Genomic DNA, 11,352 nt, shown 5'->3' on the forward strand with positions numbered 1-11,352 from the left:
ATGACGCAGACCTTCAGCTCCACCGGCCGCGACACCTTCGTCGGCACTCCGCGCAGCCGCATCGACGGCCCCGCCAAGGTCACGGGCCTCGCCAAGTACGCGGGCGAGTTCGCCGCGCCCGGTCTCGCCTACGGCACGGTCGTGTCGAGTTCGATCGCCAAAGGGCGGATCGCGGCGATCGATTCCAGTGCCGCCGAAGCGGTACCGGGCGTCCTCAAGGTGATCACCCACGAGAACCGGCCGCGCACCGCGTGGCGGGACAAGAACTTCCAGGACGCGGTGGCGCCCCCCGGCTCGCCGTTCCGCGCCCTCTACGACGACCTGATCGTGTACAGCGGCCAGCCGGTGGCGCTGGTGGTGGCCGAGGATTTCGAGACGGCGCGCTACGCGGCCTCGCTCGTCCGCATCAGCTACGAGCGGCAGGAGCCCGTCACCGACCTGAAGGCGGTGCGCGGCGACGCCTACGATCCGCCCATGAAGCGCGAGGGCATCAAGCCGCCGCCGGCTCCGTGGGGCGACGCCGACCAGGCGTTCGGCAGCGCGCCGATCCGCGTGCAGGGCGGCTACAGCATGGCCAACGAGCACCACAACCCGATGGAGCCGCACGCCACCACGGTGGTGGTGGAGGAGGACGGGACCTACACGGTCTACGACAAGATCCAGGGCGTCTCGAACAGCCACCAATACCTGGTCAACGTGTTCGGCCTGAAGCCCGATCAGGTCCGGGTGCTCAATCCCTATCTCGGCGGCGGCTTCGGTTCCGGCCTGCGCCCGCAGTACCAAGCGTTCCTAGCAATGCTCGCCGCCCAGGAGCTGAAGCGCTCGGTTCGGGTCACCCTGACCCGCGACCAGATGTGGTCCTTCACCTACCGGGGCGAGGCGCTACAGACCATCGCCCTCGGCGCCGGGCCGGACGGCAGGCTGGCGGCCCTGCGGCACGACGCCGTCCAAGGCACCTCGACCTTCGAGGATTACCAAGAGGTGATCGTCAACTGGTCGGGGGTGCTCTACCGCTGCGACAACGTCGCCCTGACCTACCGGGTCGCCAAGCTCGACACCGCCACCCCCGGCGACATGCGCGCCCCCGGCGCGGTCACGGGCGTCTTCGCCATCGAGACCGCCATGGACGAGCTCGCCTACGCGACCGGGCTCGATCCCATCGAACTCCGGCTCCGGAACTACGCCGAGTCCGACGCCACCGCTCAGGGCAAGCCCTTCGGCTCCAAGGAGCTGAAGAGCTGCTTCACGCAGGGCGCGGAACGCTTCGGCTGGGCCAAGCGCGATCCCGAGCCGCGCTCCATGCGCGACGGGCGGGAGCTGGTCGGCTGGGGCGTGGCCACCGGCATCTGGGAATCGATGATGATGCAGTCGAGCGCCATCGCGACCCTAACGCCCGACGGCCGCCTCACCGTCGGCAACTCCACCGGCGACATCGGCACCGGCACCTACACGATCCTCACGCAGATCGCCGCCGACACCCTCGGCCTGCCGATGGATGCGGTGACCACCAAGCTCGGCGACACCCGCCTGCCCGAGGCGCCGGTCGCCGGCGGGTCGTGGACGGCGGCCTCCTCCGGCACCGCCGTGATGAAGGCCTGCCGCAACGTCGGCGAACAGGTGTTCAAGCTGGCCCGCGCGATGGAGAACTCGCCGCTGGCCAATGCCGACGTCGACCGCGCCGTGTTCGCGGACGGCCGCATCTCGGTCGCGGGCGATCCGGGCCGCAGCGTTTCTCTGGTGGAGGTGCTGCAGGCGGCCCGAATCGACAAGGTCGAGGCGGTCGAACAGGCCGGGCCCGACAAGGACTTCAACCAGAAATACGAGGCCTACACCCACTCGGCGATATTCGCCGAGGTGAAGGTCGACGAGGAACTGGGGCAGGTCAGGGTCACCCGGGTCGTCTCGGCCATCGCGGCCGGCAAGGTGCTGAACCCGAAGACCGCGCGCAGCCAGATCCTCGGCGGCGTGGTGATGGGGATCGGCTCGGCGCTCGAAGAGGAATCGATGCTCGACCACCGCATCGGCCGGTTCATGAACCACAATCTCGGCGAGTACCACGTGCCGGTGAACGCCGACATCTACGACATCGACGTGATCTTCGTGGACGAGGAGGACAAGGCGAACCCGCTGGGCGTGAAGGGGCTGGGCGAGATCGGGATCGTCGGCGCGGCGGCGGCGATCACCAATGCCGTCTTCCACGCCACCGGAAAGCGGGTGCGCGACCTGCCGATCACTATCGACAAGTTGCTGTGAGGCACGCGTGTTTCACGGGAAACATTGACGATCTGGCAAGGATTCGATCGAAGGCCAGCCGCCGTGCCCGGAGCGCGGCGGCGCCCCTGCATCGTGGACCCGCGCGGATCGCCCGATCGATCCGGACGCCGTCGCACGCGGCGACGCGGTCCCGGACAGCGTGACAGCGGGGACGGGGCGCTGCCGCGTTGCTTCGCTCCGCGCGCCTAGGACGATGACGCTTCCGAGCGCCGCACACCGGAACGGCAACCGATCCCCGTGACCGACCTGCTGCAATCCTGGCGCTTCTGGGCGCTCGCCGCCGCGGTGTTCGCGGCGCTCACCGCGATCCTCGCCAAGGTCGGTGTCTCCGGTGTCCCGTCGGATGTCGCGACTGTCGTGCGCACCGCGGTCGTCCTCGTCTTCGCGGGGGCCGTCGTCGTCGCCTCGGGTCAAGCCGGCGGGGTGGCACAGATCTCCGGCCGCAGCCTTGTGTTCCTGATCCTGTCGGGATTCGCCACCGGGGCGTCGTGGCTCTGCTATTTCCGGGCGCTGTCGCTGGGGGACGCCGCCCGGGTCGCGCCCCTCGACAAGTTCAGCGTCGTCTTGGTGGCGCTCCTCGGCGCCGGCCTGCTGGGCGAGACCCTGAGCTTGGCAGCCTGGGCCGGCGTTGCGCTGATCGCCGCCGGGGCCGCCCTGGTCGCTTCCGGCTTGTGACGAATGAATGGGGGCGCACCGTTCCGTTAACCGGTTCGGCGCATCCTGGCAGTTCCTCGCGAAAGGGGACCGCCATGGATTGGGTATACCGCGGCTTCGAGACCTCCCTGCTCGGTCTCGCCCTGTGTCTCGGCCTCGCCGCCTGCCTGACGTTCGGCACCGCGCGGTTGTCGGGCGACACGCTCTCCATCACCCTGCCGATGCTCACGGTGACCGCCCCCGCACACTGAGGGGGCGGCCGACGGTCCCGTCAGGCGGCGCCCCGCGCGGCGCGGAACATGAAGCCCCGGGCTTCCACGTCCATCTCGGCCTTGAAGGCGTGGCGGCCCTTCAGCGCCTCGGCGGCCTGCGCGGCCGGCCGGGCGTTGATCGTGTCGAGGAGCCGCTTGACGTTGGGCAAACCCGCGAAGGCGTCCTCGCCCAGCACGAACGGCACCATCCGGGCCCAGCCCCACACCGCCATGTCGACGATCGTGTAGGTCTCGCCCAACACGTAGGCGCGGCCGGCGAGCCGCTCGTCGAGGATGCCCCAGTGGCGACGCGCCTCGAAGGTGTAGCGCTCCGTGGCGTAGGCGCCGCCGTCCTGCGCGAAGTGGCGGAAATGCACGCACTGACCGGAGAACGGCCCGATGCCGGTGGCCACGAACATCAGCCAGGACAGCATCTCGCCCCGGACCGGCTCGCCCTCGGGCAGGAACTGGCCGGTCTTGCCGGCGAGGTAGAGCAGGATGGCGTTCGAATCGAACACCGTCACGTCCCCGTCGATGATCGCCGGCACCTTCCCGTTCGGGTTGACCGCCCCGTAGGCGGGCTCGAACTGCTCGCCCTTGCGGGTGTCGACCGGCACCGGCTCGTAGGGCAGCCCCATCTCCTCCAGGCAGAGGGCGACCTTCATGGGGTTGGGGCTGAGATTGTAGAAGAATCGAATCACGGCGTTCTCCCTGAACGATTCCGGAAGGATCCCCGGGGCCGCGCTCGGCACAAGCCGCAGATGCGCAGGGCGGCTATTCCGCAACGATCTTGTAGCTGCGGTCCGGGACCAGCTGGGCCCCCCGCTCCAAACCGTTGAGGACGAGGAACCGGTCGAGGGCGCGATCCGGCACCGCCATGCGGCGGGCGAGATCCTCGGCGCCTGGCGACGTCGCTTGGACCACCTGCAGCCGCAGGGGGCGCAGCACCACCGCGTCAGGGGAGACCGGCGCGAGCGTCGCGGTCCAGTGGCGGAAGGCGGCGTCGGGATCGGCCGCCCCCTTGCCCGCCATGATCATCCGATAGGTCGAATCGCCGATCCGGATCGCCGCGAGGCGGAAGGTCCAGTCCTTGCCGCGGGAGAGCGCGAAGGCCGCCGGGTGGCCGGCGACCTCCCGGGACTCGAAACCGGCGGGGTCGAACGCATCGTTCCAGCTCGCCTTCAGCACCGCGTCGAGGGTCTGGCCCTCCTTTGCGTCGATCTGGTCGAACAGGAGGCGCCGGCTGCCATCCTGCGTCGTGCCGAGCACGGCCGAGCGGGTGTTTTCCAGGGCGAAGCCCTCCGGTACCTCGAAGGCGATGCCGAGACCCGGATGGATGAAGCGGTGACCCCGCACCGCGCCGTCGCGCGGGTTGTCGCCGTACGCGAGCCCGTCCACCGCTGCGAGGTAGGAGGCGCGGTCGTCGGTCCCGATGCCGGGGGCGCCGATGCGGCGGGCCGCCCGCGTGACCAGGGTGATCCGCTCGGCCGTGCCCGGATGGGTCGCCAGCATGTCGGGCGCGGCGGCGCTGCCGCCCTTCAGCCCCGTCGATCGGTTGAGTGCGGCCAGGAAGCGGCCGGCGGCGAACGGGTCGAATCCCGCCTTGGCGAGGGTGCGCACGCCGGTGGCGTCCGCCTCCAGCTCCTGTTCGCGGGAGAAGCGGGCCAGCGCGAAGCGCGACTGGCTCTGGAGCTGCGCCCCGGTATCCGGGTCGTTCAGCACGTCCGCCACGACGCGGCTGACGAGGGCCGACCGCAGTTCCAGCTCGCTCCGGGCCGTGGCGTGGTTGAGGGTGACGTGGGCCATCTCGTGCGCCAGCACCGCGGCCACCTCCGAGGTGTCGCTCGCCAGCGCCACCAGCCCGCGGGTGACGTAGAGCCGTCCGTTCGGCAGCGCGAAGGCGTTGACCACGGGGGAATCGAGGAGCGTCACCGCGTAGGCTTGGTCCGGCCGGTCGCTGGCCTTGACGAGGCGGTCGGTCACCTCCGTGAGCATCCGCGTCACGCCGGGCGCCCGCGCCTCGCCCCCGAAGGAGGCGACGAGCTTCAGGTGATCGGAATCCGCGGCCCGCTCGCGCCCGGTGGTGCGCGGTGCCTCCGCGGGTACCCGAACCACCGCCGGCTGCACGGTCGCGCCGGTCTGGTCCGCCACGCAGGCGCCGAGGAGGCCGGCGAGGGCACAGAGTGCCGCCACGCCGCCCAGGCGTCGCCCGGTCGATCGAAATTGCCCCGTGATCCCGCCCATCGCGATCAGCGCCGCAGCCCCTGTTCCCCCTCCGGTTCGGCCTCCGGCCGCTCCGGCTCGCTCAGGACCTCGATACCATCGGCGGCGATCTCCAGGGTCGGGCCGCGCCAGACCTCCAGGATACCGCGCACGCGCACGCGCCGGCCTTCGAGCGAGGTTGCACTCAAACCACGCGCGCGCACCATTCGCCAAGTGCGTTTCGATACGGTGACCGTGAGCGCGTCGGTGCCGCGGGGCCCGAAATCCAGATAGGTGCGGGCGCTGCGCTCGCCCACACGGCGCACGCGGCCCTCGACGATCGCGAAGCGGCCCGTGCGGTCCCGAAGCCCCGGGCCGTCGATGGCGGCGAGGACGGGCTCCCGCCACAGGCCGAGCCGACGCGCCCGCGCGGCGGATTCGACGAGGCGCAACGCGGGGCGGCAGAGCGCATCGGCCTCGCCGGCATCCGCGACGGCGAGGCCCGCCCCGATGAGGCCGCCGGCGAGATCCGCGGCGCCGTCCTCGGATTCGATATCCGCCCGCACCCGGTCCCAGCGGTCGGGCTGCCCGCGGGGCACCAGGGTGACCGGGGCGCCCCGCCATCCCTCCAGCCAAGCCCGCGCCGCCGCGGCGGCCTCCGGCGCGTCGGGCCAGCGCAGGGAGTCGAGGACCGCGCGGGTGCCCGACGCCAGGCGGATCTCGCCGCGCGGCCCGACATCCTCCAGCACGTCGCGGTGGGTCGATCCGGCCAGGCATTCCGACGCGCCGGACCGCGGCGCTCCCCGGCACGGCGCCGGCATCGCCGCGGCGAGCGCTGCCAGCGCCGCCCCGACCCGCCACCCCGTCGATTCGCGCGCCACCGCCATCGCCTGCTCCGGGCGCATCATGCGCGGGACGCCCGCATCGTCCAGCCGGCCTTCGACCAGGACGTACCCGGGCGCGGTTGGCCTGCGGCGGGGAGGGTGCTATGCAGCGGACGGTCGTCTCCGTAGCTCAGCTGGACAGAGCACAGGTTTCCTAAACAGGTTCAATTGGGCGCCGCGCTGGGAAACCGCGCGGCGGATCCGCTCAAAGTCGGGGAAAGCTCCAGGCACCGGTGCTGTGACGCCCGGGACCCTGCCGATCCCGAGCCAAGCCCGCCCTCCGCGGGAAGGTGTAGAGACTAGACGGGCGGCACCTACCGGCCGGGCGCGAGCCCCGCCCACGGTGAAGGGATAGTCCAGACCACGAACGCGTCCCGCTCGGGCGCGGCGGCGAAAGCCGAAGTGGTATGAAACCTGGGGTCGCAGGTTCGAGCCCTGCCGGGGACACCACACCTCCTTCTTGTGATTGCCCCCGCCCCGGCGGCGCGGGAAATCGTTCACCGTGCCGCGCCCGCGCCGGTGACAAGGCCCCTGTGCGGCGCTAAGCTTTGCCAGAGGGAATCACTGCACGGGGGTGGACGAGCTCTTCATGGCGGGTCAGAAAACCGATCAGCGCGACGTCTATGTCGGGCAGCGCATCGCCGAGCAGCGACGCAAGGCGTCCCTCACGCAACGCCGCGTCGCGCAGAGCTTCGGTATGTCTGCGGCTCAGCTACAGAAATATGAGAAGGGCACGAACCGGATCAGTGCCGTCCACCTCGACATCTTCTCCCGGATGACCGGCGTGCCGATGGATTATTTCTTCAAGGGCATGCCGCGCAGCGACGACTTCGTCGCGCCGGGCTTCAGCGAGCCGGATCAGCCCACCCTCGGCGAGGGGAGCCTGAAGGGTTTGGCCGAGATCGTCGGGCGGCACATCACGGAGAACTTCTCCGAGGAGGCCCGCCGGGATGTGGCGGCCGCGATCCGCGCGCTGGAGAGCAAGCTTAGCGGCTGACGGTCCGCGCCCCTCCCGGGTGAGCCGGGCGATTTCCCAACCGGTTTGTTCGTTTTAACGGAATCGTCCGGTGCTCCGCCTTGACCCTGGTGGGGCTGGGTGCGAGAACCCCGACCCCATGAAGGGTCAAACGCCGTGATCACACCGGCGTGCCTGTGAAGCCGGGGCCGTCCGTCCGATGCCGCGTTCCAATTACCTCTTCACCAGCGAATCCGTGTCCGAGGGGCATCCCGACAAGGTCTGCGACCGGATTTCCGACACGGTGGTCGACGCGTATCTGTCGGCGATGCCCGAGGCGCGCCTCGGCGTCGAGACGCTCGCTACCACCAATCGGATCGTCATCGCCGGCGAGGTGCGCGGCCCTGATTCGGTGACCTTCAAGGACCTCGAGGCCCTGACGCGCGAGGCCGTGAGGGACATCGGCTACGAGCAGTCGGGCTTCCACTGGAAGAACAACGACGTCGCCATCCACCTGCACGCCCAGTCGGCCGATATCGCCCAGGGCGTCGACGCCGCCGGCAACAAGGACGAAGGCGCGGGCGATCAGGGCATCATGTTCGGCTACGCGGCCGACGAGACCCCCGAGCTGATGCCGGCGCCGATCTTCTACGCTCACAAGATCCTCAAGGACCTCGCCGACGCCCGCAAGGCGAAGCAGGGCGAGGCCGCCAAGCTTGGCCCCGACGCCAAGAGCCAGGTCACGGTCCGCTACGAGAACGGCCGCCCGGTCGAGGTCACCCAGATCGTGCTCTCGACCCAGCACCTCGACGAGTCCCTCGACTCGGCCGACGTGCGCGCCATCGTCGAGCCCTATATCCGCAAGGCCCTGCCGGAGGGCTGGGTGAACGAGGGCACCGCTTGGCACGTCAACCCGACCGGCAAGTTCGTGATCGGCGGCCCGGACGGCGATGCCGGCCTCACCGGCCGCAAGATCATCGTGGACACCTACGGCGGCGCGGCGCCCCACGGCGGCGGCGCCTTCTCGGGCAAGGATCCGACGAAGGTCGACCGCTCGGCAGCCTATGCGGCGCGTTACCTCGCCAAGAACGTCGTGGCCGCCGGCCTCGCCCGCCGCGCCACGATCCAGCTCGCCTACGCGATCGGCGTCTCGAAGCCGCTCTCGATCTACGTGGACCTGCACGGCACCGGGAACGTGGACGAGGCCCGGCTCGAGGCTGTTCTGATGGACGCCCTGGACCTCTCGCCCCGCGGCATCCGCACGGCGCTGAGCCTCAACAAGCCGATCTACGCGCGGACCTCGGCCTACGGCCATTTCGGCCGCGCGCCGGAGGCCGATGGCGGCTTCTCCTGGGAGCGTACCGACCTCGCCGACAAGCTGAAGTCGGCGCTGGCCTGAGGGCAGTGGTCGCGTCGGGCCGTCCCGGACCCGCCTGACGGGTTTGAGGATGGCGGGACGCGCAGGCGTCCACCCGTCCTCGGCTCGGTCCCGGGGCCGGGGCAGCCGCGGCGCGGCCTCCTCGGCTGACGGACATGCCATCCGAGAGGGGCCGGACTGCGGCTCCGGTTCGGAGGCGGGATCGAGCTGAGGGATGCCCTCTTCTTACGGGCCTGCGCAGCCGCGTCCCGACACGGGCGCGCCCGCACTCCGTGTTCGAACAGCGATCTCCGTTTCCGGGCCGGCCATCGGTGCCCCGGAATGACGGCGCGAGACACCGGCACGGGACGCAGGTCCCCCGCCGCGGAGCAACCCCGCTTGAGATGCGCAAGCCCTTCGACGGCGCCCCGTGACCATGTCTGACCTTTCTGGACCCGCCGCACCGACGGCCGAGGAGCCGGAGCGCGCCTTCTTCGGGCGGCGCAAGGGCAAGCGCCTGCGCGGCCAGCAGGAGCGGCGGCTCGCCGACCTGCTGCCGGCCCTGCGGGTCGACCTGCCGCCGGACGACCGGCCCCTCGACCCGCGCACGCTCTTCCCGGACCTGACGGCCGCGCCCGAGGCGATCTGGCTGGAGATCGGCTTCGGCGGCGGCGAGCATCTCGCGGCCCAGGCGGAGGCTCATCCCGGGATCGGCTTCATCGGGGCCGAGCCGTTCGTCAACGGCGTGGTCAAGCTGCTGGCCGCGATCGAGGAGCGGGGCCTGCGCAACATCCGCATTCGCGACGAGGACGTCACCGCCCTGCTGGCGCGGCTGCCGGATGCCAGCCTGGAGCGGATCTACCTGCTCTACCCCGACCCCTGGCCCAAGCGGCGCCAGCGCAAGCGCCGCTTCGTCTCGGAGGGCACGCTGGCCGAGTTCGGCCGGGTCTTGAAGGATGGCGGCCTGTTCCGCTTCGCCAGCGACATCGACGACTATGCCGGCTGGACGCTGGCACGGGCGGCGCGCTGCCCGACCTTGCGATGGACCGCGCGGAGCGTCCGGGATTGGACGCAGCCATTCCCGGGCTGGCCCGGCACGCGCTACGAGGCCAAGGCGCTGGAGGCGGGACGGCGTCCGACCTACCTGGACTTCGTCCGGCTGCCGCGGTGAGCGCGGGCGGGCCGGGCGCCGCAACCCGGCGGAACGCCTTGCAACAGTCACGCTCGAAGGCCATCCTGATACGCCGTCGCGGTCCCGGATCGCGCCGGGGGAGAGGGCTCACTCCTGCGGGGGCGCGCCGTGGCGCGTTCGAGGGTTCTTCCGAGTGAATGAGCGGGTGGGTCAGGATCCGGCGGCGCACGATCCGTATCGCACCGGCTTCGACGATGCCGCGATCGGCCTCGTCGTGCTGTCGGCCGACGAGACCGTCATCGTCGCCGCGAACCGGTCCCTCCATGATCTGGTCGGCTGGGCGCCGGGAACGCTGGCCGGGCGTCCGACCGCCGAACTCCTCAACGAGGGTCCCGAGGGCCTCCGCGACGGCCTCCAGTTCTGGCGCCGGGCCGACGGTAGTCCCCTCGACGTGCGGGTGCGCCGCTCCGGTACGACCCTCGTGGTCGAATCCGTCGACGTGGATGCGGCGGCCCATTCCGAGGCGAACCGGGAGGCGCTCGCGACCGCCGGGCTCGGGGAGTGGCGCTGGGACCGGGCGACGGGCCTGCTCACCCTGTCGCGGCGCGCGGCCCGCATCCTGGGCCGGCCGCCGGGCCGCTCCGTGTCGTGGGACGAGCTGAAGACCGGACTGTCGGACCCGGAGCTCGCCCGCCTGAGAGCGGTCATCGCCGAGGCCGCCGCCGGCCGCGAGCCCTACGGGTTCGACACGCCCACGACGGTGGCCGGGCGCACGGTGATCCTGCGGGTGCGCGGGCAGGCTGTGCCGGGTCCGGACGGCGCGCCCGCCAGCATGGTCGGCGTCGTTCAGGACATCACGACCCGGGTCGAGGCCCGGGACGAGATCCTGTCCCGCGATCAGCGCCTGCGGGTCGCCACCACGATCGCCAAGCTTGGCATCTTCGAATGGCACATGCTCGAGGATCAGGCGATCTGGGAGAACGAGCACATGTACGAGATCTTCGGGCATGCGCCCGAGGACGGCACGATCGGCAAGACCGAGTTCCTCAACGACATCCTCCACCCGGACGACCGTGCCGCGGTCCGCCGGGCGATCTCCACGGCGCTGCGGGAGGACGGGATCCTGTACATCGGCGGCCGCGTCCGGCGCAAGTCGGACGGGGCGTGGCGGACGATCGACATGGCAGGCCGGTTCGAGCGCGACGCCCCCGGGCGGCTGCCGCGCCGCCTGATCGGCGTGGTGGCGGACGTGACCGACCGGCGCCGCGCGGAGGAGCGCCAGAGCCTGCTGATCCGCGAACTGCACCACCGGGTGAAGAACACCCTCGCCACCGTCCAGGCGATCGTGGGTTCCACGGCGCGCACGGCGTCCAGCATCGAGAGCTTCTACGAGGCCTTCGTCGGCCGGATCAAATCGCTCGCCCACACCCACTCGGTCCTGACCGAGGATACGTGGCAGACGGCCTCGCTGGCCAACCTCCTGCTCAACGAGCTGAAGCCCTACGCGGAGGTGGCGCCGGACGGCGCCGCCGAGGGCCGCATCAGCCTCGACGGGCCGGCGATCGACCTGCCTTCCGAGGTCGCGGTGCCGATCGGGATGGCGATTCACGAACTCACCACCAACGCCGCCAAGTACGGGGCGC

The 11,352-nt window shown here is 71.1% G+C and carries 10 protein-coding genes; 7 read left to right on the forward strand and 3 right to left on the reverse strand.

Annotated elements, in window-relative coordinates; all coding sequences use genetic code 11:
* The 3 genes from MKK82_RS20560 (at nucleotide 1) to MKK82_RS20570 (ending at nucleotide 3,179) form a co-directional block, all read left to right on the forward strand.
* A complete protein-coding gene (locus tag MKK82_RS20560) occupies nucleotides 1-2,253 on the forward strand; it encodes a xanthine dehydrogenase family protein molybdopterin-binding subunit (protein ID WP_243986630.1) in 2,253 nt (750 codons plus the stop codon).
* A gap of 258 nt (nucleotides 2,254-2,511) precedes the next feature.
* Nucleotides 2,512-2,949: an EamA family transporter gene (locus tag MKK82_RS20565; protein ID WP_238285796.1), complete on the forward strand. Its 438-nt coding sequence runs from the start codon at nucleotides 2,512-2,514 to the stop codon at nucleotides 2,947-2,949.
* Between the two features lie 74 nt (nucleotides 2,950-3,023).
* Entirely contained in the window at nucleotides 3,024-3,179 is a 156-nt protein-coding gene (locus tag MKK82_RS20570) for a hypothetical protein (protein WP_238285797.1), read from the forward strand.
* Between the two features lie 20 nt (nucleotides 3,180-3,199).
* Here the strand turns inward: MKK82_RS20570 and MKK82_RS20575 are convergent, their stop codons facing one another.
* From MKK82_RS20575 to MKK82_RS20585, 3 genes are all read right to left on the reverse strand, one after another.
* Entirely contained in the window at nucleotides 3,200-3,880 is a 681-nt protein-coding gene (locus MKK82_RS20575) for a glutathione S-transferase family protein (protein ID WP_238285798.1), read from the reverse strand.
* A 73-nt stretch (nucleotides 3,881-3,953) separates the two neighbouring features.
* Nucleotides 3,954-5,423 (reverse strand): M48 family metalloprotease, encoded by a 1,470-nt coding sequence (locus tag MKK82_RS20580; RefSeq protein WP_238285799.1) that lies wholly within the window; start codon nucleotides 5,421-5,423, stop codon nucleotides 3,954-3,956.
* 5 nt (nucleotides 5,424-5,428) lie between these two features.
* The gene (locus tag MKK82_RS20585; RefSeq protein ID WP_243986632.1) at nucleotides 5,429-6,289 is read right to left on the reverse strand and encodes an OB-fold nucleic acid binding domain-containing protein; all 861 of its coding nucleotides are present in this window, start codon (nucleotides 6,287-6,289) and stop codon (nucleotides 5,429-5,431) included.
* Between the two features lie 565 nt (nucleotides 6,290-6,854).
* Here MKK82_RS20585 and MKK82_RS20590 point away from each other — a divergent pair.
* From MKK82_RS20590 to MKK82_RS20605, 4 genes are all read left to right on the forward strand, one after another.
* Nucleotides 6,855-7,262, forward strand: coding sequence for a helix-turn-helix domain-containing protein (locus tag MKK82_RS20590; protein ID WP_243986633.1), 408 nt, complete (start codon nucleotides 6,855-6,857; stop codon nucleotides 7,260-7,262).
* 178 nt (nucleotides 7,263-7,440) lie between these two features.
* Complete coding sequence (metK, locus tag MKK82_RS20595; protein ID WP_238285801.1) at nucleotides 7,441-8,619, forward strand: methionine adenosyltransferase; 1,179 nt, start codon at nucleotides 7,441-7,443, stop codon at nucleotides 8,617-8,619.
* Nucleotides 8,620-9,013: 394 nt separating this feature from the next.
* Nucleotides 9,014-9,748: a tRNA (guanosine(46)-N7)-methyltransferase TrmB gene (gene trmB / locus MKK82_RS20600; RefSeq protein ID WP_238285803.1), complete on the forward strand. Its 735-nt coding sequence runs from the start codon at nucleotides 9,014-9,016 to the stop codon at nucleotides 9,746-9,748.
* A gap of 154 nt (nucleotides 9,749-9,902) precedes the next feature.
* A partial coding sequence (locus MKK82_RS20605; RefSeq protein ID WP_243986635.1) for an HWE histidine kinase domain-containing protein occupies nucleotides 9,903-11,352 on the forward strand: 1,450 nt, incomplete at its 3' end.

This window comes from Methylobacterium sp. E-046, assembly GCF_022829625.1.
Taxonomy (GTDB): domain Bacteria; phylum Pseudomonadota; class Alphaproteobacteria; order Rhizobiales; family Beijerinckiaceae; genus Methylobacterium; species Methylobacterium longum.

Excerpts from the sequence above, each read along its gene's own strand:
- MKK82_RS20585 (WP_243986632.1), bottom strand. The coding sequence starts at position 6,289 with ATGATGCGCCCGGAGCAGGCGATGGCGGTGGCGCGCGAATCGACGGGG.
- MKK82_RS20570 (WP_238285797.1), top strand. The coding sequence starts at position 3,024 with ATGGATTGGGTATACCGCGGCTTCGAGACCTCCCTGCTCGGTCTCGCC.
- metK (WP_238285801.1), top strand. The coding sequence starts at position 7,441 with ATGCCGCGTTCCAATTACCTCTTCACCAGCGAATCCGTGTCCGAGGGG.
- MKK82_RS20580 (WP_238285799.1), bottom strand. The coding sequence starts at position 5,423 with ATGGGCGGGATCACGGGGCAATTTCGATCGACCGGGCGACGCCTGGGC.
- MKK82_RS20560 (WP_243986630.1), top strand. The coding sequence starts at position 1 with ATGACGCAGACCTTCAGCTCCACCGGCCGCGACACCTTCGTCGGCACT.
- trmB (WP_238285803.1), top strand. The coding sequence starts at position 9,014 with ATGTCTGACCTTTCTGGACCCGCCGCACCGACGGCCGAGGAGCCGGAG.
- MKK82_RS20590 (WP_243986633.1), top strand. The coding sequence starts at position 6,855 with ATGGCGGGTCAGAAAACCGATCAGCGCGACGTCTATGTCGGGCAGCGC.